18 protein-coding genes are annotated in these 20,219 nt (G+C 67.3%); 14 read left to right on the forward strand and 4 right to left on the reverse strand.

Annotated elements, in window-relative coordinates; translation table 11 throughout:
* Window positions 1-36: 36 nt before the first annotated feature.
* Both qcrC and ctaE read right to left on the reverse strand, forming a co-directional pair.
* A complete protein-coding gene (gene qcrC, locus WFJ97_RS00490) occupies window positions 37-837 on the reverse strand; it encodes a cytochrome bc1 complex diheme cytochrome c subunit (protein ID WP_247622113.1) in 801 nt (266 codons plus the stop codon).
* A 20-nt stretch (window positions 838-857) separates the two neighbouring features.
* Window positions 858-1,514 carry an aa3-type cytochrome oxidase subunit III gene (ctaE, locus tag WFJ97_RS00495; protein WP_336640122.1) on the reverse strand — a complete coding sequence of 219 codons (657 nt, stop codon included), beginning with the start codon at window positions 1,512-1,514 and terminating at the stop codon, window positions 858-860.
* 189 nt (window positions 1,515-1,703) lie between these two features.
* Between ctaE and trpD the strand changes: the two genes are divergently transcribed.
* The gene (trpD, locus tag WFJ97_RS00500) at window positions 1,704-2,768 is read left to right on the forward strand and encodes an anthranilate phosphoribosyltransferase (protein WP_247622114.1); all 1,065 of its coding nucleotides are present in this window, start codon (window positions 1,704-1,706) and stop codon (window positions 2,766-2,768) included.
* Window positions 2,769-2,776: 8 nt separating this feature from the next.
* On the forward strand, window positions 2,777-3,763 hold the full coding sequence (locus WFJ97_RS00505) for a PHP domain-containing protein (protein ID WP_336640123.1): 987 nt from the start codon (window positions 2,777-2,779) through the stop codon (window positions 3,761-3,763).
* A gap of 3 nt (window positions 3,764-3,766) precedes the next feature.
* On the opposite strand, the gene WFJ97_RS00510 is transcribed toward WFJ97_RS00505, so the two are convergent.
* Window positions 3,767-4,702: a 5'-3' exonuclease gene (locus WFJ97_RS00510; protein ID WP_336640124.1), complete on the reverse strand. Its 936-nt coding sequence runs from the start codon at window positions 4,700-4,702 to the stop codon at window positions 3,767-3,769.
* A gap of 198 nt (window positions 4,703-4,900) precedes the next feature.
* Between WFJ97_RS00510 and rpsA the strand changes: the two genes are divergently transcribed.
* From rpsA to WFJ97_RS00535, 5 genes are all read left to right on the forward strand, one after another.
* Window positions 4,901-6,355 carry a 30S ribosomal protein S1 gene (gene rpsA, locus WFJ97_RS00515; protein WP_247622117.1) on the forward strand — a complete coding sequence of 485 codons (1,455 nt, stop codon included), beginning with the start codon at window positions 4,901-4,903 and terminating at the stop codon, window positions 6,353-6,355.
* Between the two features lie 79 nt (window positions 6,356-6,434).
* Complete coding sequence (coaE, locus tag WFJ97_RS00520) at window positions 6,435-7,034, forward strand: dephospho-CoA kinase (RefSeq protein WP_336640125.1); 600 nt, start codon at window positions 6,435-6,437, stop codon at window positions 7,032-7,034.
* Window positions 7,031-8,242, forward strand: coding sequence for an MFS transporter (locus tag WFJ97_RS00525; protein WP_336640126.1), 1,212 nt, complete (start codon window positions 7,031-7,033; stop codon window positions 8,240-8,242). Before coaE ends, WFJ97_RS00525 begins: the two co-directional genes overlap by 4 nt.
* Before the next feature lie 61 nt (window positions 8,243-8,303).
* On the forward strand, window positions 8,304-10,376 hold the full coding sequence (gene uvrB / locus WFJ97_RS00530) for an excinuclease ABC subunit UvrB (RefSeq protein ID WP_247622120.1): 2,073 nt from the start codon (window positions 8,304-8,306) through the stop codon (window positions 10,374-10,376).
* Window positions 10,377-10,404: 28 nt separating this feature from the next.
* Window positions 10,405-10,728 (forward strand): TfoX/Sxy family protein, encoded by a 324-nt coding sequence (locus WFJ97_RS00535; protein ID WP_247622121.1) that lies wholly within the window; start codon window positions 10,405-10,407, stop codon window positions 10,726-10,728.
* A gap of 44 nt (window positions 10,729-10,772) precedes the next feature.
* On the opposite strand, the gene WFJ97_RS00540 is transcribed toward WFJ97_RS00535, so the two are convergent.
* Complete coding sequence (locus WFJ97_RS00540; RefSeq protein ID WP_247622122.1) at window positions 10,773-11,015, reverse strand: hypothetical protein; 243 nt, start codon at window positions 11,013-11,015, stop codon at window positions 10,773-10,775.
* Between the two features lie 45 nt (window positions 11,016-11,060).
* Here WFJ97_RS00540 and WFJ97_RS00545 point away from each other — a divergent pair, with 45 nt between their 5' ends.
* From WFJ97_RS00545 to gap, 7 genes are all read left to right on the forward strand, one after another.
* Window positions 11,061-11,504: a MarR family winged helix-turn-helix transcriptional regulator gene (locus WFJ97_RS00545; RefSeq protein ID WP_336640127.1), complete on the forward strand. Its 444-nt coding sequence runs from the start codon at window positions 11,061-11,063 to the stop codon at window positions 11,502-11,504.
* Window positions 11,505-11,555: 51 nt separating this feature from the next.
* Window positions 11,556-14,444, forward strand: a complete 2,889-nt coding sequence (gene uvrA, locus WFJ97_RS00550) for an excinuclease ABC subunit UvrA (RefSeq protein WP_336640128.1) — start codon at window positions 11,556-11,558, stop codon at window positions 14,442-14,444.
* Complete coding sequence (uvrC, locus tag WFJ97_RS00555; RefSeq protein WP_336640129.1) at window positions 14,444-16,345, forward strand: excinuclease ABC subunit UvrC; 1,902 nt, start codon at window positions 14,444-14,446, stop codon at window positions 16,343-16,345. The genes uvrA and uvrC overlap by 1 nt, the downstream gene beginning before the upstream one ends.
* Window positions 16,346-16,378: 33 nt before the next feature.
* Entirely contained in the window at window positions 16,379-17,251 is an 873-nt protein-coding gene (rapZ, locus tag WFJ97_RS00560; RefSeq protein WP_247622126.1) for an RNase adapter RapZ, read from the forward strand.
* A gap of 67 nt (window positions 17,252-17,318) precedes the next feature.
* Window positions 17,319-18,296, forward strand: coding sequence for a DNA-binding protein WhiA (gene whiA / locus WFJ97_RS00565; RefSeq protein WP_247622127.1), 978 nt, complete (start codon window positions 17,319-17,321; stop codon window positions 18,294-18,296).
* Window positions 18,297-18,481: 185 nt separating this feature from the next.
* The gene (locus WFJ97_RS00570) at window positions 18,482-19,108 is read left to right on the forward strand and encodes a superoxide dismutase (protein ID WP_247622128.1); all 627 of its coding nucleotides are present in this window, start codon (window positions 18,482-18,484) and stop codon (window positions 19,106-19,108) included.
* 103 nt (window positions 19,109-19,211) lie between these two features.
* Window positions 19,212-20,216 (forward strand): type I glyceraldehyde-3-phosphate dehydrogenase, encoded by a 1,005-nt coding sequence (gene gap, locus WFJ97_RS00575; RefSeq protein WP_247622129.1) that lies wholly within the window; start codon window positions 19,212-19,214, stop codon window positions 20,214-20,216.
* Window positions 20,217-20,219 lie beyond the last annotated feature (3 nt).

The following is a 20,219-nucleotide window of genomic DNA, read 5'->3' on the forward strand; positions in this document are numbered from 1 at the left end:
GGTGCTCCTCGTACGTTCCTCTTCGATGATTAAGCGTCAGTTGGACTTCGCCGTGATCCACACGGTGATGGCGACGAGTGCGCCGATGCCGAAGATCCAGACGAACAGGCCCTCCGAGACCGGTCCGAGCGATCCGAGGGAGAACCCGCCGATCTGCACGGACTGCTGCTGGTACAGGAGAGCCGAGATGATGTCGCGCTTGTCTTCGTCCGACAGGTTCATGTCGCCGAAGACCGGCATGTTCTGGGGGCCCGTCACCATGGCCGCGTACATGTGCAGCGCGCTGGTCTCGGTCAGGGCGGGGGCGTACTTGCCCTCGGTGAGCGCTCCACCGGCGGCGGCCACGTTGTGGCACATCGCGCAATTGACGCGGAAGAGCTCGGCTCCGTGAGCCACGTCGCCCTCACCGTCGAGGATGCGCTCCTCGGGGAAGGTCGGGCCGGGGGCCGTGGACTGCACGAACGACGAGATCGCGAGGATCTGGTCCTCGGTGAACTGCGGCTCCTTCTGGGGAGCCTGCGGTCCCTGCATCTGCAGGGGCATACGGCCCGTGGAGAGCTGGAACTCGGTGGCGAGCTCGCCGACACCGTAGAGGCTCGGCCCGTTGGGCGTGCCCTGCAGGTCGAGGCCGTGGCAGGTGGCGCAGTTCGCCTGGAACAGCTTCTCGCCGTCCTCGACGGTCAGCGTGGTCGCCGCGGTCTGCGTGTCGGTCGCGGCGAAGGCCGCGGATGCGCCGGCGTACACGGCGCCGGTGATCATCAGGCCTGCTCCGATGAGGGCCGCGGCAGCCAGGGGGCTGCGGCGACCGCCAGAACGGCGCTTCTTCTCTCGTGCCATCTCGGGGATCAGCTCCGCTCTTATTTCAGGAAGTAAATTACGACGAACAGCACGATCCAGACGACGTCGACGAAGTGCCAGTAGTAGGACACCACGATCGAGGAGGTCGCCTCCTTGTGCCGGAAGTTCTTGACGGCGAACGCGCGTCCGATGACGAGCAGGAACGCGACGAGCCCGCCCGTCACGTGCAGTGCGTGGAAGCCGGTGGTCAGGTAGAACGCGGAAGCGTACGAGTCGGCGCTGATGGGCATTCCCTCGGCGACGAGTTGGGCGTACTCCCAGACCTGACCCGAGACGAAGACCGCGCCGAGGGCGAAGGTGAGGAAGAACCACTCGACCATGCCCCAGCCGAACAGGCGGCGACGGCCTGCACCGTTCTTCTGGCCCTTGCCGATCTTGTAGGCCTGGAGGTCCTCGGCCGCGAAGACGCCCATCTGGCAGGTGAACGACGAGAGCACGAGGATCGCGGTGTTCACGAATGCGAACGGCACGTTCAGCAGTTCGGTCCGGTCGGCCCAGAGTTCGGGGGAGGTGCTTCGGAGCGTGAAGTAGATCGCGAAGAGTCCCGCGAAGAACATCACTTCACTGCCGAGCCACACAATGGTGCCGACAGCTACCGGGTTGGGCCGCTTGATGGTTCTCGCCGCCGGGGCATACGTCGCTGAGGTCGTCACCATTCCATTATGGCCGATTCCCGGGGGTGATTCTTGCACCCGGGCACCTCGTTTCGCCAGCTTTTCACTTAGGCAACCCTAAGAAAACACTGCGAATCGTCGGTGAATCCGCGGGAAATCGCGGGTGCTCCGGCCGTCGGCACCGGTGACGGACGAGATGCACGTTTTCTCGGCGCCGATAGGATCGCACACATGGCTGAATCCCTGACCTGGTCCGATGTGCTCACCACTCTCCTGGAGCGTCGCGACCTCAGCGTCTGGGAGTCGACGTGGGCCATGCGTCAGATCATGCGGGGCGATGTCAGCGAGGCCCAACTGGCGGGATTCCTCATCGCGCTGCGTGCGAAGGGCGAGACGATCGACGAGATCGTCGGTTTCCGCGATGCGATCCTCGAAGCGGCCGTCCCGCTCCCGGTGTCGCCGGACGTCCTCGACATCGTCGGCACGGGTGGGGACCGTGTTGGCACCGTGAACGTCTCGACGACCGCGGCCATCATCATCGGTGCGATGGGCATCCCGGTCGTGAAGCACGGCAACAGGGCGGCGAGTTCGGCGTCCGGCTCCTCCGATGTGCTCGGCGCTCTCGGGCTCGAGCTCACGCTCGATCCGGCCGCCGTGGCGTCCATCCTCGACCGCACGGGGATCACCTTCGCCTGGGCGGGTGCGTTCCACCCCGGTTTCAAGCATGCGGGAGCCGTGCGATCGCAGCTCGGCGTACCCACCGTGTTCAACATGCTCGGCCCTCTCTGCAATCCGGCTCGCGCCGAGGCGAACGCCGTGGGCGTGGCGCAGCTCGAGCGCGTGCCCCTGATCACCGGAGTGTTCCGCACGCGCGGCGCCACCGCGCTGGTCTTCCGCGGCGATGACGGACTCGACGAGCTCACCACCACCGGCCACAGCCGGATCTGGGAGGTCACCCGAGGAGATGTGCACGAGCACGATCTGGATCCGCGTGACCTCGGCATCCCGCTCGCCGAACTCTCGGACCTTCTCGGAGGGGCGCCGGAGCACAACGCGACCATTCTGCGTCGCACGCTCGAGGGGGAGCGCGGCGCGGTGCGCGACATCGTGCTGCTGAACGCCGCTGCGGGCATCGTCGCCTTCGAGCTCTCCCAGGACGCGGCTCAGGTGCAGCGTCCGATCCTCGAACGCCTGCGGAGCGCGTACGAGCGTGCGGCCGCCGCGATCGACGACGGGCGGGCGCTGTCGAAGCTCGACGAGTGGATCGGCGTGAGCCGGGAGCTCGCCGCAGGCTGAGGCGCATCATGGAACCGGTCGCCGCACTGCTCGAGATCGCTTCGCTTCTCGAGCGCGAGCGGGCGTCGAGATATCGGGCCAAGGCCTTCCGACAGGCGGCCGCGGTCTTCGAGTCGTTGCCCGCGGACGTGCGCACAGATCCGAACCGTCTCCGTGCGGCCCCGGGGATCGGTGCGTCTACCTTCTCGGTGATCCGTCAGGCGCAGGAGGGCATGGTCCCCGACTATCTGGTCGAGCTCCGCGGCGACGTGGAGCCGGAGCGCATCTCCGACCTGCGGCGGAAGCTGCGCGGCGATCTCCACGCGCACACCGACTGGTCGGACGGGACGACGTCGATCGCGGTGATGGCGGCCGCAGCGCGCGCACAGGGACACGAGTATCAGGCGATCACCGATCATTCGCCGCGCCTGCGGGTGGCACGCGGGCTCTCGGCGGAGCGATTGCGCGAGCAGATCCCTCTCGTCCGGGCCGAGTCCGGCGACGGCTTCACGCTCCTGGCCGGCATCGAGGTCGACATCCTCGACGACGGCGTGCTCGACCAGGAGGACGGGCTTCTCGGCGATCTGGACATCGTCGTCGCGTCCGTGCACTCGAAGTTGCGGATGGATGCCCGCTCCATGACCCGTCGGATGCTCGCAGCGGTGGCGCACCCGCGGGTGAACGTGCTCGGCCACTGCACGGGACGCCTCGTGCAGGGTGAGCGCGGCACGCGCCCGCCGTCGGAGTTCGACGCGGCCGCCGTGTTCGCGGCCTGCGCCGAGAACGGCGTCGCCGTCGAGATCAACTCCCGCCCGGAGCGTCAGGATCCTCCGGACGAGCTGATCGCGCTCGCTCTCGAAGCCGGATGCCTCTTCTCGATCGACTCGGATGCGCATGCCCCCGGTCAGCTGTCGCTTCTCGACCACGGCGCCGAGCGAGCGGAGCGCGGGGGGGTGCCGGCATCCCGGATCGTGACGACCTGGGGGCTCGAGCGTCTGCTCGCGTGGGCGGAATGAGGGTCAGGCGGAACCGGTGACCTTCTCAATCGCGGCGATCGCGCGGTTCATCGAGGAGGTCAGATTCCACTTCGCGGCGAGAGAATCGGCCGCGTCGCGGGCGACGTCGTCGAGCGGGTGCAGCGGCGTGCCCGGCGCGGAGATGTCGAGTCCGGTGGCCACCGCGACGACCGTGGGGGCGACGTCGAGGTAGTCGCTCGCCGCGAGGATCTTCGCACGGACGCCGGCGCTCATCCCCTCGCCCGCGGCGGCCGCCGCACGGATGCCGTCGAGATCGGCGTGGGTCTGGAGGAGCGTCGCCGCGGTCTTCTCGCCGACGCCGGCGACGCCGGGAAGGCCGTCCGAGGCGTCGCCGCGCATGGTCGCGAAGTCGGCGTACTGGCTGGGGAGTACTCCGTACTTGGCGACGACGGTCGCGTCGGTCACGATCTCGAGGTTGCTCATGCCGCGGGCGGTGTAGATCACGCGGACGTCGCTCGCGTCGTCGACGAGTTGGAAGAGGTCGCGATCCCCGGTGACGATGTCGACCGGAAGGGCGGATGCCGTGGCGAGCGTGCCGATCACGTCATCGGCCTCGTGCGTCGCGACGCCGATGATGGGGATGTCGAGAGCCGCGAGCGTCTGACGGATGAGAGGGATCTGCGCCTCGAGCGGATCGGGCACCTCTTCGACGTCCGGGGCGTCCGCGACGACCTCGACGACGCGGTGGCCCTTGTAGCTGGGTATGAGGTCGACGCGCCACTGCGGACGCCAGTCGTCGTCCCAGCAGGCGATGACCTGGGTGGGCTCGTAGAGCGTGACGAGCTTCGCGACGATGTCGAGCAACCCACGGGCGGCGTTGATGGGGGAGCCGTCCGGTGCGGTGACCTTGTCGGGCACCCCGTAGAACGCACGGAAGTAGAGGCTGGCGGTATCGAGCAGCATCAGGCGATCGGTCACGGGGACAGTCTCGCACGGGCATCCCGCACCCGAGCCCCCGCAGCATCCCGAGATCTGGTAATCTGAAGCGTCACTCGTGGCGTGCATGCGCATGCTCTCGTGACGATCAATCCAATCCAATCGCTGTGAAGCAGGATATCGGCCGTGCGCGGTCGCTGTTCACGGCCTGAGTTCCCATTCACAAGGACAACCCACTACATGACTACCGCAACGACCGCCCCGGCCACCAAGCAGGTCGCCATCAACGACATCGGATCTGCTGAGGACTTCCTGGCCGCGGTCGAGAAGACCCTGAAGTTCTTCAACGATGGCGACATCATCGAGGGCACGATCGTCAAGATCGACCGCGACGAGGTCCTCCTCGATGTGGGCTACAAGACCGAGGGTGTCATCCCCTCGCGCGAGCTCTCCATCAAGCACGACGTCGACCCCAACGAGGTCGTCGCCGTCGGCGACCTGGTCGAGGCCCTCGTCCTCCAGAAGGAGGACAAGGAAGGCCGTCTGATCCTCTCCAAGAAGCGTGCGCAGTACGAGCGCGCCTGGGGAGACGTCGAGAAGATCAAGGAGAACGACGGCGTCGTCACCGGCACCGTCATCGAGGTCGTCAAGGGTGGCCTCATCGTCGACATCGGCCTCCGTGGCTTCCTCCCGGCTTCGCTCATCGAGCTCCGCCGCGTCCGCGACCTCACGCCGTACCTCGGCCAGGAGATCGAGGCCAAGATCCTCGAGCTCGACAAGAACCGCAACAACGTCGTTCTCAGCCGCCGCGCGCTGCTCGAGCAGACGCAGTCGGAGTCGCGCACCACGTTCCTGAACAACCTCCACAAGGGCCAGGTCCGCAAGGGTGTCGTCTCGTCGATCGTCAACTTCGGTGCGTTCGTCGACCTGGGCGGCGTGGACGGTCTCGTGCACGTCTCCGAGCTGTCCTGGAAGCACATCGAGCACGCCTCCGAGGTCGTCGAGGTCGGCCAGGAGGTCACCGTCGAGATCCTCGAGGTCGACCTCGACCGCGAGCGCGTCTCCCTGTCGCTGAAGGCGACGCAGGAGGACCCGTGGCAGGTCTTCGCCCGTACCCACGCGATCGGTCAGGTCACCCCGGGTAAGGTCACGAAGCTCGTTCCGTTCGGTGCGTTCGTGCGCGTCGCAGACGGCATCGAGGGCCTCGTCCACATCTCCGAGCTCTCCAGCAAGCACGTCGAGCTGGCCGAGCAGGTCGTCTCCGTCGGCGAAGAGGTGTTCGTCAAGGTCATCGACATCGACCTCGAGCGTCGTCGCATCTCGCTGTCGCTGAAGCAGGCCAACGAGTCGGTCGACCCCAACGGCACCGAGTTCGACCCGGCCCTCTACGGAATGGTCGCCGAGTACGACGAGAACGGCGAGTACAAGTACCCGGAGGGCTTCGACGCCGAGACCGGTGCGTGGAAGGAAGGCTTCGACGCCCAGCGCGAGGCATGGGAGCAGGAGTACGCTGCTGCCCAGGCTCGCTGGGAGGCGCACAAGGCTCAGGTCACCAAGGCGGCCGAGGCCGAGGCGGCGGCCGGCGAGGACTTCGGCGGACAGTCGTTCTCGAGCGAGACCGCTGGTGCGGGCACGCTTGCCGACGACGAGGCTCTCGCGGCTCTCCGCGAGAAGCTCTCGGGTGGCAACGCCTAAGCAGCATCACGTCAGGAACGGGTCGTCACCTTCGGGTGGCGGCCCGTTCCGCGTTCTCCCGCGTGACAGGATGGAGACCATGCCCCTCATCGCGCTCACCGGCGGCATCGCGTCCGGGAAGTCGACCATCGCCCGACGGCTCGCCTCGCACGGTGCGATCCTCGTCGATGCGGATCAGATCGTGCGTGACGTCCAGGTGCCGGGGAGTCCCGTGCTCCGTCGGATCGCCGCGGAGTTCGGTGACGGCGTCATCGCCGACGACGGGTCGCTGGACCGCCCGGCGTTGGGTGCGCAGGTCTTCGGAGACCCCGAGCGGCTCCTCGCCCTGAACGCGATCGTGCACCCGGCCGTTCGCGCCGAGTCCCAGCGGCGCTTCGAAGAGGCTTTCGCAGCCGATGAGGACGCGGTCGTCGTCTACGACGTCCCGCTCCTGGTGGAGGCGCGCGTCGACGACCCCTGGGACCTCATCGTCGTGGCGCACGCTCCCGAGACGGAGAGGCTGCGTCGCCTCGTCGAGATCCGCGGAATGGACCCGAAGTCGGCGAAGGAGCGCATCGACGCCCAGGTGTCCGACGATCAGCGTCTCGCGATCGCCGACGCGGTGATCGACACGTCCGGATCTCTCGACGAGACCGAAGCCCGCACCGACGCCCTGTGGGAGCGGATCCGCGCGCGGTGAGCGAACCGTTCACCGGCCATGCTCCGGGATCACGGGAGTATCGCCGACTGATCATCGGGCTCTTCTTCGCCGGCGTCGCGACCTTCGCCCAGCTCTACGCCACCCAGGCCGTCCTTCCGCAGATCGCCTCCGACCTCCGGATCGGACCGGCGTCGGCGGCCCTGAGCGTGTCCGCCGCAACGCTCGGGCTGGCGGCGGCCGTCGTCCCCTGGTCGATGGTCGCCGATCGGATCGGACGGATCCCCGCGATGGCGACGGGGGTGATCATCGCCACCGTGCTCGGCATCTGCGCGCCGCTGAGCGACGGCATCCTCCCGCTGCTGATCCTGCGGCTGGGGGAGGGCATCGCGCTGGGCGCCGTGCCCGCCGTCGCCCTCGCCTACCTGAGCGAAGAGGTCCGCTCCTCGCACGCGGCGGCGGCCGCGGGCAGCTACATCGCGGGCACCACGCTCGGTGGGCTGACGGGGCGCCTCGTGGCCGGCGGCATCGGAGAGGCGGGCGGGTGGCGTGCGGGAGTCTGGGGCGTCGCCGCGGTCTGCATCGTCTGCGCCGTTCTGTTCCTCTGGCTCACGCCGCGCGCCCGCGGCTTCCTTCCTGCGGCGCGAGGCGGCGGCCCGGGGATCCTCGCGCGACTTCTGCGTCCGCTGCGTTCCGCGCCACAGCTCGCCCTCTACGCGCAGGGTTTCCTTCTGATGGGTGCCTTCGTCGCGGTCTACAACTATCTCGGCTTCCATCTCGCGGCTCCACCGTTCCTGCTCCCGGCCTGGCTGGTGACCCTGCTGTTCGTGGCCTACCTCGCCGGCACGGTCTCCTCGCCCTGGGCGGGATCGCTCGCCAGCAGGTTCGGACGCTACCCCGTGCTGCTGGTCTCGATCGGCGTCACCGCGTCGGGCGCGGTACTCCTGGCGATGCCGAGCACGGGACTGGTGCTCACCGGACTCGTGCTGTTCACCGCCGGGTTCTTCGGTGCCCATGCGATCGCCTCCGGGTGGGTGCCGACGGATGCCGATCCGGCGGTGCGCGCGCAGGCGTCGTCGCTCTACTATTTCGGCTACTACGCCGGATCGAGCCTGTTCGGATGGATCCTCGGTCTCGTCTTCGGAGGGCTGGGATGGGAGTGGTTCATCGCCGGCATCCTCACGATGTGCGCCGCATCCGCGGCGATCGCGGCGCTCGCTCTGCGCGCGTCTCCTTCCGGAAGAGTCTGAGAGCCGTTCGCCCGAAGGGGAAGCGGGCCCCGATGTCGGTGGCCCCGCCTACGCTGGACGTATGGAACCCACCCGTAGCGTTCGCCCGTTCGAGGTCATCAGCGAATACGCGCCCGCCGGTGATCAGCCACAGGCCATCGCCGAGCTCGCCGCGCGCATCAACGCCGGGGAGACGGACGTCGTGCTGCTGGGGGCGACGGGTACGGGAAAATCGGCGACGACCGCATGGCTCGTCGAGCAGGTGCAGCGCCCCACTCTCGTCCTCGCGCACAACAAGACGCTCGCGGCTCAGCTCGCGAACGAGTTCCGCGAGCTCATGCCGAACAACGCGGTCGAGTACTTCGTCTCCTACTACGACTACTACCAGCCCGAAGCGTACGTCCCGCAGACCGACACCTTCATCGAGAAGGACTCGTCCATCAACGCCGAGGTCGAACGGCTGCGGCACTCGACGACGAACTCGTTGCTCAGCCGCCGCGACGTCGTGGTGGTCTCGACCGTTTCCTGCATCTACGGACTCGGTGCTCCCGAGGAGTACCTCCGTGCGATGGTCGCCCTGCAGGTGGGGGAGCGGTACGACCGGGACGCGCTCATCCGTCAGTTCATCGCGATGCAGTACAACCGCAACGACGTCGACTTCTCGCGGGGCAACTTCCGCGTGCGGGGCGACACGATCGAGATCATCCCCGTCTACGAGGAGCACGCGATCCGCATCGAACTCTTCGGTGACGAGATCGAAGCGTTGTACTCCCTTCACCCGCTCACCGGTGAGGTGATCGAGAAGCTCGACGCCGTGCCGATCTTCCCCGCGTCGCACTACGTAGCGGGAACCGATGTGATCCAGCGCTCGATCGGCACGATCGAGACAGAGCTGGAAGAGCGGCTCGCCGAGTTCGAGAAGCAGGGGAAGCTGCTCGAGGCGCAGCGGTTGCGCATGCGCACCACCTTCGATCTCGAGATGCTGCAGCAGCTCGGATTCTGCTCGGGCATCGAGAACTACTCGCGCCACATGGACGGTCGCGCTCCGGGGGAGCCGCCGCACACGCTGCTCGACTTCTTCCCGGACGACTTCCTCCTCGTCATCGACGAGTCGCACGTCACCGTGCCCCAGATCGGTGCGATGTACGAGGGCGACGCCTCGCGCAAGCGCACGCTCGTCGACCACGGATTCCGTCTGCCGAGTGCGATGGACAACCGTCCGCTCCGATGGGACGAGTTCAAGAACCGCATCGGGCAGACCGTCTACCTCTCCGCGACGCCTGGGAAGTACGAGATGGGGATCGCCGACGGGATCGTCGAGCAGATCATCCGCCCGACGGGCCTGGTCGATCCCGAGATCATCGTGAAGCCCTCGAAGGGGCAGATCGACGACCTGCTCGAAGAGATCCGTCTGCGCGTGGAGCGCGACGAGCGCATCCTCGTCACGACCCTCACGAAGAAGATGGCCGAGGAACTGACCGACTTCCTCGGCGAGCACGGAGTTCGCGTCCGCTACCTGCACTCCGATGTCGATACCCTGCGTCGTGTCGAGCTGCTGAGCGAGCTGCGTTCCGGGGTGTACGACGTGCTGGTCGGAATCAACCTCCTGCGTGAGGGTCTCGATCTCCCCGAGGTCTCGCTCGTGGCGATCCTCGATGCCGACAAGGAGGGCTTCCTGCGCTCCGGGACGTCGCTCATCCAGACGATCGGGCGTGCGGCGCGAAACGTGTCGGGCGAGGTCCACATGTACGCCGACAAGATGACCGACTCGATGGCGAAGGCGATCGAGGAGACCGATCGTCGTCGCGAGAAGCAGGTCGCGTACAACAAGGAGCACGGGATCGACCCGCAGCCGCTGCGGAAGAAGATCGCCGACATCACCGCCGTTCTGGCACGTGAGGGGGCGGACACCGCCGAGCTGATGTCGGGGAGGGGGCGTGCGACGGGCAAGGGTAAGTCGCCCACGCCGAACCTCCGACGTACGGGGATCGCCGCGGAGGGAGCACAGCAGCTGGAGGCGACGATCCAAGACCTCTCGGATCAGATGCTGGCGGCTGCCGCCGAGCTTAAGTTCGAGCTGGCAGGGCGACTCCGCGACGAGGTGCAGGACCTCAAGAAGGAACTGCGCGCCATGGAGCGGGCCGGTCACGCCTGAGGGCGTTCGGAAGGTGAAGGCGGCGCGGATGGATGCTGCGGGCGAAGAACTCGCCGACCGGATTCGCGCGATCGTCGCGCCCGCATCCGGCATCGAGGAGCGGAGGATGTTCGGGACCCGAGCATTCCTGCTCGATGGCCGGATTCTCGCGGGGGCCCGACCGGGAGGTGTGCTGCTGATCAAGGTCGCAGCCGAAGACGAGGCAGTGCTACTCCTGCGCGAGGGAGCCGAGCGCGCCGTGATGGGCCCCCGGACCATGAGCGCGCGATGGATCGACGTCGCCCCATCCGCGATCGCCGACGATGACGGACTCCTGTTCTGGATCGATGCGGCGCGGGCCGGAGCCGATTGAGGCGCGTCGACCGTTCGCGCGCCGGCCGCAGGCGCTTCCTTGGCTCAGGGGCAGTGGATGAGGGGCTTGGGTCCGGACCGGTCGATCTCGTGCGCCGTCATCGGCGCTCCGCACAGGGGGCACGCGCGCTCCGCGCGCTCTGCGGCGCTCGGCGGAGGCGTCTTCTCGTAGGGGCCGACGGACGCCGGCCCGGCGAAGCGGATGAGGTTGGTGTTCACCCAGGCGTACAGCCCTCCCGCCTCGCGAATGCGCGTGCGCAGGGGAGCCCGTTCCGGATCATGTGCCATGTTGATTAGTGTACTAACGATTAGGGCAGTTGTATAGTTGGCCGGATGAACGCATCCGACGAACTCCTCCGGCTCGAGAACCAGCTGTGCTTCGCGCTGGTGACCGCGGCGCGCAACGTCGTGGCGATCTACCGACCGATCCTCGAGCCGCTGGGGCTGACCCACCCGCAGTACCTGGTGATGCTGGCGCTCTGGGAACGATCGCCTCGCACCCTGAACGATCTCGCCGCCGATCTCGCGATGGAGCCGGCCACGGCGTCGCCGCTGGTCAAGCGACTGGAGTCCGACGGGCTCGTCGCGCGGGAGCGCAGCGCAGAGGACGAGCGGCGTCTCGACATCACCCTCACCGATGCGGGACGCGCTCTGCGCGAGCGGGCGCTGGAGGTGCCGGCGCAGGTGATGTCCGCGGTCGGGATGGACGTGCACGAAGTGTCGGCGCTCCGTGACGGGCTCGGGCCGTTCGCGGGGCGGCGCCTCGGAGGCGCCTGAGCATCCAGGCCCTGCGGAGCCAATGTCGGTGGCCCCTCGTAGACTTGTCCGGTGCCTATCGTCCCCGTCGCCACCCCCGGAAAACTCAGTGTTCGCGGTTCCCGCGTGCACAATCTCAAGAACGTCGACATCGACATTCCCCGTGACTCGCTCGTCGTGTTCACCGGCCTGTCCGGGTCCGGCAAGTCCAGTCTCGCGTTCGACACGATCTTCGCAGAGGGGCAGCGCCGTTATGTCGAGTCGTTGAGCGCCTACGCGCGCCAGTTCCTCGGTCAGGTCGACAGGCCCGACGTCGATTTCATCGAGGGGCTGAGTCCGGCGGTGTCGATCGACCAGAAGTCGACCAACCGGAACCCGCGCTCGACGGTCGGCACGATCACCGAGATCTACGACTACATGCGACTGCTCTGGGCGCGCATCGGCATTCCTCACTGCCCCGAGTGCGGCGAGAAGATCCAGCGGCAGACCGTGCAGCAGATCGCCGATCAGCTCATGGAGCTGCCCGAGCGTACCCGCTACCAGATCGTCGCTCCGATCGTGTCGCAGAAGAAGGGCGAGTTCGTCGACCTCTTCCGCGAGCTCGGCGCCAAGGGATACTCCCGTGCGATCGTCGACGGCGATCTCATCCAGCTCGCCGAGCCGCCCACCCTCAAGAAGAGCTACAAGCACGACATCGCCGTGGTCGTCGACCGCCTCGTCGCGTCGGATGACATCCTCGGGCGCGTGACGGATTCCGTCGAGACGGCTCTGGGCCTTGCCGGAGGCGTCGTCCAGGTCAATTTCGTCGACGAAGAGGGCGACGACGCGTGGCAGTCCTTCTCCGAGAAACTCGCCTGCCCGAACGGGCACCCGCTCAGCCTGACCGAGATCGAGCCCCGCACCTTCTCGTTCAACGCACCGTTCGGCGCCTGCCCCGCGTGCTCCGGGCTGGGCACGCGCATGTCGGTCGATGTCGACCTGATGCTCGGCGACGAGGATCTCTCGATCCGCGAAGGCGTCATCATCCCCTGGACGACGCAGGGCAAGGGTCTCTTCCAGTACTACGAGCGCCTGCTCGAAGGTCTGTCCCGCGATCTCGACTTCTCGCTCGACACCCCCTGGCGCGAGCTCCACTCTGACATCCAGGACGCGGTGCTGCGCGGCGAGAACTACAAGGTCACCGTCAAGTGGAAGAACCGGTACGGGCGCGAGATGCGGTACGCCTCCGGGTTCGAGGGCGTCGTCCCTTACATCGAGCGGCAGTACCTGCAGGCCGAGTCCGACACGCAGCGCGGTCGGTGGGGCGAGTACCTCCGCGAGGTGCCGTGCCCCGTCTGCGACGGCGATCGCTTGAAGCCGGAGGTCCTCGCGGTCCAGGTGCAGGGCCACTCCATCGCCGAGGTCTCGCACCTCAGCCTGAGCGATGCGCAGTCCTTCATGCAGACGCTGACCCTCACGGAGCGAGAGGCGAAGATCGCCGCTCAGGTCCTGCGCGAGATCCGTCTGCGACTCGATTTCCTGCTTCAGGTGGGGCTCTCGTACCTCAACCTGAGCAGGTCGGCCGGTTCTCTCTCCGGCGGTGAGGCGCAGCGCATCCGGCTGGCGACGCAGATCGGATCGGGTCTGACCGGTGTGCTCTACGTGCTCGACGAGCCGTCCATCGGCCTCCACCAGCGCGACAACCGGCGTCTGATCAACACCCTGCTCAAGCTGCGCGACCTGGGCAACACACTCATCGTGGTGGAGCACGATGAGGAGACGATCGAGGCGGCCGACTGGGTGGTCGACATCGGCCCGGGGGCCGGTGTCAACGGTGGCGAGGTCGTGCACTCGGGTCCCTATGAGGCTCTGCTCGACGACCGATCGTCGATGACGGGGGAGTACCTCTCCGGTCGTCGTGAGATCCCGACGCCGACCAAGCGGCGCAAACTCGACCGCAAGCGCATGCTCAACGTGATCGGGGCTCGCGAGAACAACCTCAAGAACGTCGATGCGAGCTTCCCGCTCGGTGTACTCACGGCCGTCACCGGCGTCAGCGGCTCGGGCAAGTCGTCGCTGGTCAACGACATCCTCTACCAGGTGCTCGCGTCCCGGCTGAACGGTGCCCGCACCGTGCCCGGCAAGCACACCCGCGTGACCGGTCTCGACAATCTCGACAAGGTGGTGCACGTCGATCAGGCGCCGATCGGCCGCACGCCGCGCTCGAACCCGGCGACCTACACGGGTGTCTTCGACCGCATCCGTTCGCTCTTCAGCGAGACCCCCGAGGCCAAGGTGCGCGGCTACCAGCCGGGTCGCTTCAGCTTCAACGTCAAGGGCGGCCGCTGCGAGGCGTGCTCGGGCGACGGCACGATCAAGATCGAGATGAACTTCCTCCCCGACGTGTACGTGGACTGCGAGGTGTGCCACGGCAAGCGGTACAACCGCGACACGCTCGCCGTGCACTACAAGGGGAAGAACATCGCCGAGGTCCTCGAGATGCCGATCGAAGAGGCCGCTGAGTTCTTCGAGCCCATTCAGGCGATCCACCGCTACATGAAGACCTTGGTCGACGTGGGACTCGGATACGTGCGCCTGGGCCAGTCGGCCACGACGCTCTCCGGCGGAGAGGCGCAGCGCGTGAAACTCGCCACCGAGCTCCAGCGCCGCAGCAACGGTCGAAGCATCTACGTGCTCGACGAGCCGACCACCGGTCTGCACTTCGAGGACGTGCGCAAGCTCCTCGAAGTGCTGAACGGACTCGTCGACAAGGGCAACACCGTGATCGTCATCGAGCACAACCTCGACGTCATCAAGTCCGCCGACTGGGTCATCGACCTCGGTCCCGAGGGTGGTTCCGGCGGTGGCGAGATCCTGGCGACGGGCACCCCGGAGCAGATCGCCCGGGTGGAGGAGAGTCACACCGGGCAGTTCCTCGCCGAGATCCTCGGGGATGGGCGCGCCGCGCGCAAGGCCAGCTGATGGCCGATGTGCTGCCGTACAAGCCGCGGCCGGGAGAGATCCCGACCGATCCCGGTGTGTACCGTTTCCGTGACGCCGATGGGCGGGTGCTCTACGTCGGGAAGGCGAAGAACCTCCGCCAGCGGCTCTCGAACTACTTCGCGCCGTTGCGCACGCTCCATGAGCGCACTCGGCGCATGGTCACGACCGCCTCCTCGGTCGAATGGACCGTCGTCTCGACCGATGTCGATTCACTGCAGCTCGAGTACATGTGGATCAAGGAGTTCGATCCGCCGTTCAACGTCCGCTACAAGGACGACAAGTCCTACCCGTTCATGGCGGTGACCCTCGGCGACGAGGCGCCGCGCGTGCTCGTCACCCGAAATCGCAGGATTCCGGGGGCGCGGTACTTCGGCCCGTATCCGAAGGTCTGGGCGGTGCACGAGACGATCGACCTGATGATCAAGGCGTTTCCGATCCGCACCTGCAGCGACGCGAGTTACAAGCGCGCCATGCAGACGGGACGCCCCTGTTTCCCCGGGCAGATCGGCAAGTGCGGCGGGCCGTGCTCGATGACGGTGACCATCGAGGAGCACCGCGCGATGGTGAACGACTTCGTGGCGTTCATGGCCGGAGGCGACGAGCGATTCACTCGCGACCTCCGCAAGCGGATGCTCGATGCCTCCGCGGCCATGGACTACGAAGCGGCGGCCAAGTACCGCGACAAGCTCTCCGCGATCGAGGCGGTGCTCGGGAAGAGCGCCCTCGTGCTGGCGTCCGATGAGGACGCCGACCTCTTCGGCATCGCCGAGGACGAGCTCGCCGCGGCGGTTCAGCACTTCGTGATCCGTGGGGGTCGTGTGCGCGGCGTCCGGGCGATGACGATCGAGAAGGAGATCGACATCTCGGGTGCCGAGTTGGTCGATCAGGTGCTCCAGCGTGCCTACGGCGATGCCGCCGACGTGCCACGGCGGATCCTGGTGCCCTCGCTGCCGGACGACGCTCCCGAGATGGAGGAGTGGCTCCGCGAGCGTCGCGGCAAGAAGGTCGAGATCGCCGTCGCCCAGCGTGGCCAGCGCGCGGATCTCATGCGCACCGCCACGCTGAACGCGCAGCAAGCGCTCATCCGTTACAAGACGCGGCGCACCAGCGACTACGTGGCTCGAACGCAGGCGCTCACCGACCTGCAGGAAGCTCTCGGCATGGACGAGGCTCCGCTGCGCATCGAGTGCTTCGACATCTCGCATCTGGGCGGGACGAACGTCGTAGCCTCGATGGTGGTCTTCGAAGACGGCCTCCCGCGCAAGGACCAGTACCGCTCCTTCGGCATCGCCGAGACCACGGATGACACCGACTCGATGTACCAGGTCCTGCGCCGTCGACTGGCGTATCTCGACCGCCCGGACCCGGTCGTCGTGAGCGACCCGCTGCTCGACGGCGTCGAGGGAGAGGTCGAGGGCGAGCCCGGTCGCAAGAAGCCGCGCTTCGCCTATCGGCCGCAGTTGCTCCTCGTGGACGGCGGCAAGCCCCAGGTCGAAGCGGCCGCGCGTGCTCTGCGCGATGCGGGGCACCCGGAGATCAGCGTGTGCGGCATCGCGAAGCGCCTCGAGGAGGTCTGGCTTCCCGGCGAGGATTTCCCCGTGATCCTCCCGCGCACGAGCGAGGCGCTCTACCTGCTCCAGCGCCTGCGCGACGAGGCGCATCGGTTCGCGATCGTCCATCAGCGCAAGAAGCGCCGCAACGACATCACCACGGTGCTCGCCGAGGTCCCCGGGCTCGGCGCCGCTCGCATCAAGGTACTGCTCAAGCACTTCGGATCCGTGACGGCTCTGCGGGCGGCCGAGCCGGGACAGATCGAGGAGGTGCAGGGCATCGGACCGGTGCTGGCGCAGAACATCCACACGCACCTCGCCACTCGATAGGCTGGTGTCCCAGGCGAAAGGGATGAGCGAGAGATGACCGAGTCCGAGAAGGGCGAGTTCCTCATCGTCACAGGTATGTCCGGTGCAGGCCGGACGACGGTGGCGAACGCCCTCGAAGACCTCGGCTGGTATGTCGTCGACAATCTCCCGCCGCAGATCCTGCGACCGCTGATCGACCTCACCGACATGGGCGGGGATGCCCTGCCCAAGGTCGCAGCCGTCGTCGATGTGCGCGGACGCAGCCTCTTCGACGACTTCCCGGAGGTCGCGCGCCTGCTCCGCTCGCGCGGCTCCGTGCGGGTGCTGTTCCTCGAAGCGTCCGATGACGTGCTCGTCCGGCGCTTCGAAGCCGTCCGCCGGCCGCACCCGCTCCAGAACGACGGCACGCTCCTCGACGGCATCCGGCGCGAACGCGCCCGACTCGCGCCGATCCACGAGTCCGCCGACATGGTGATCGATACCTCGACACTGAACATCCACCAGTTGGCGACACAGGTCTCGGAGTTGTTCTCCGAAGAGGGGCAGGCTCGTCATCGCGTGACGCTGCTCAGCTTCGGGTTCAAGTACGGACTGCCGACCGACGTCGATCTCGTGGCCGATATGCGATTCCTGCCGAACCCGTTCTGGAACGAGGAATTGCGCGGTCTCACCGGGCAGGACGAGCCCGTGCGCGAGTACGTGCTGTCTCGCGAGGGGGCGGGGGAGTTCCTCGAGGCCTACGCTGCGGCTCTCACTCCGGTGCTCGAGGGGTATCAGCGCGAGAACAAGAGCCACTCCACCATCGCGATCGGCTGCACCGGAGGCAAGCACCGCTCCGTCGCCATGTCGGAGGAGCTCGCTCGGCGTCTCGCGGCGATCCCCGGGGTGGCCGTCAACGTCCGTCATCGCGACCTCGGGCGCGAGTAGGGGAGCGCCCAGCCGGTAAGCTGGACGTTTGCGTCGCGACCCGGCGCGTGAACGTAGAAGGAGTCCCGTGGCACTCACCACCGACGTCAAGGCCGAGCTGGTCAGCATCCGAAATGCACCCCCGACGGTGCGAGTCGCGGAGGTGACCGCCATCCTGCGGTTCGCCGGCGGCCTGCACTCGATCGCCGGCCGGGTGGCCGTCGAAGCGGAAGTGGATGCCGAGACCCTCGCGCGTCGCGTGGCCCGGGATCTCGCCGAGATCTACGGCGTTCGTCCCGAGATCGCCCAGGTGCAGTCCAGCACCGCCAATGAAGGCGCCCGATGGGCCGTGCGCGTCATCGACTCGGGGGAGACCCTCGCCCGTCAGACCGGTCTCCTGGATCAGCGTCGTCGTCCGGTGCGCGGACTCCCGAACCGCCTGACGACCGGTTCGCGCTCGGAGCTCGCCGGTCTCTGGCGCGGGGCGTTCCTCGCCGCCGGCTCGCTCAGTGAACCCGGCCGCTCCGCCATGCTCGAAGTCGTCTGCCCGTCGTCGGAGGCCGCGATGGCGCTCGTCGGTGCCGCGCATCGCCTGGGCGTCGCCGCGAAGGCCCGCGAAGTCCGCGGAATGCCGCGCGTGGTCGTGCGCGAGGGTGAGGCGATCCGTGCCATCCTCAGCGAGATGGGTGCCCACCGCACCGCCGTGGCCTGGGAGGAACTGCGCCAGCGTCGCGAGGTGCGCGCCGGCGTCAACCGTCTCGTCAACTTCGACGACGCGAACCTGCGTCGTTCGGCGCAGGCCGCCGTCGCCGCCTGCGCGCGCGTCGAGCGCGCGCTCCAGATCCTCGCCGACGAGGTCCCCGACCACCTCCGCGTGGCGGGGGAGCTGCGTCTCGCACACCGCGATGCGAGTCTCGACGAACTCGGACACCATGCCGATCCGCCGCTGACGAAGGATGCCGTCGCCGGTCGCATCCGTCGTCTTCTGGCGATGGCCGACAAGAAGGCGCAGCACGACGGGATCCCCGGGACCGAGGCGGCGGTGCCCGCCGGGCTCGACGTCTGACCCGTTCCTCGCACACAAGAGAGCCGGCCCTGTCAAGGGTCGGCTCTCTTCGTCATTCAGCGGAAGGATCCGATGCCGTCGGGCGTTGGCGTCAGTAGGATGAGTTACGTCCGCTCCTCGCCGCATCTCGGCGGCGCGGAGGATCGGCAAGCGCCGCGGCGCGGCGCGGATTGGATGAAAGCGATATGGCGACCTACACGCTCCCCGACCTCCCCTACGACTTCGCAGCTCTCGAGCCGCACATCAGTGGAAAGATCATGGAGCTGCACCATGACAAGCACCACCAGGCGTACGTGACCGGTGCGAACACCGCGCTCGAGCAGCTCGCCGAGGCGCGCGACAGCGGAAACCTCGCGAACGTCAACAAGCTCGAGAAGGACCTCGCGTTCAACCTCGGTGGGCACGTCAACCACTCGATCTTCTGGACCAACCTCTCGCCGAACGGCGGCGGCCAGCCCGAGGGCGAGCTGAAGGCTGCGATCGACGAGTACTTCGGTTCGTTCGAGAAGTTCCAGGCTCACTTCACGGCGGCGGCCACCGGCATCCAGGGTTCCGGCTGGGCCGTGCTGAGCTGGGACCCGATCGGCGCCCGCCTGATCATCCAGCAGCTGTTCGACCAGCAGGCGAACACCGCGCAGGGCACCGTTCCGCTGTTCCAGCTCGACATGTGGGAGCACGCCTTCTACCTCGACTACCTCAACGTGAAGGCCGACTACGTCAAGGCCGCGTGGAACATCGCCAACTGGGAGAACGTCGCCCAGCGCTTCGAGGTGGCCCGCGAGAAGACCGCTGGCCTGCTGGTACTGTCGTAAACAAGACGGGCGTCCCGACGGACGATTCGCCCGTCGGGACGCCGTTGTCCACGCTTCTCTAGTAGAAACCGCGCGCAAGCGCACGAGAAATCAGGAGACCTGAGTGTCTGTCAAGATCGGTATCAACGGCTTCGGCCGTATCGGACGCAACTACTTCCGCGCGGCTCTCGCGCAGGGAGCAGACATCGAAATCGTCGCGGTCAACGACCTCACCGACAACAAGACCCTGGCGCACCTGCTGAAGTACGACTCGATCACCGGTCGCCTCGACGCCGAGGTGAGCTACGACGAGAACAGCATCACCGTCAACGGCAACGTCATCAAGGCTTTCGCCGAGCGCGACCCCGCCAACCTCCCGTGGGGCGAGCTGGGTGTCGACATCGTCATCGAGTCGACCGGCTTCTTCACCAAGGCGGAGCTCGCGAAGAAGCACATCGACGCCGGCGCCAAGAAGGTTCTCATCTCGGCTCCCGCCACGGGTGACGACGCGACCATCGTGATGGGCGTGAACGAGGACACCTACAACCCGGCGACCGACCACATCATCTCGAACGCCTCCTGCACCACGAACTGCCTCGCGCCGCTCGCCAAGGTGTTCAACGACGCGTTCGGCATCGAGACCGGCCTCATGACGACGGTCCACGCCTACACGGCCGACCAGAACCTGCAGGACGGCCCGCACAGCGACCTGCGCCGTGCTCGCGCGGCAGCGATCAACATCGTCCCGACCTCCACGGGTGCGGCGAAGGCCATCGGCCTTGTCCTCCCGGAGCTCAAGGGCAAGCTTGACGGCTTCGCGCTGCGCGTGCCGGTGCCGACCGGCTCGATCACCGACCTCACGATCACGACCAAGACCCCGGTCACGGTCGACGAGATCAAGGCCGCGTACAAGGCTGCCGCCGAGGGTCCCCTCAAGGGCATCCTCAAGTACACGGAGGACGAGATCGTCTCGAGCGACATCGTCACCGACCCGCACTCGTCGATCTTCGACGCCGGCCTGCTCCGCGTCATCGGCAACCAGGTCAAGCTCTCCAGCTGGTACGACAACGAGTGGGGCTACTCCAACCGTCTCGTCGACCTGACCGAGTACGTGGCAGAGCGTCTCTGAGCA

This window comes from Microbacterium sp. USHLN272 (assembly GCF_037149655.1).
GTDB classification, from domain to species: domain Bacteria; phylum Actinomycetota; class Actinomycetes; order Actinomycetales; family Microbacteriaceae; genus Microbacterium; species Microbacterium galbinum.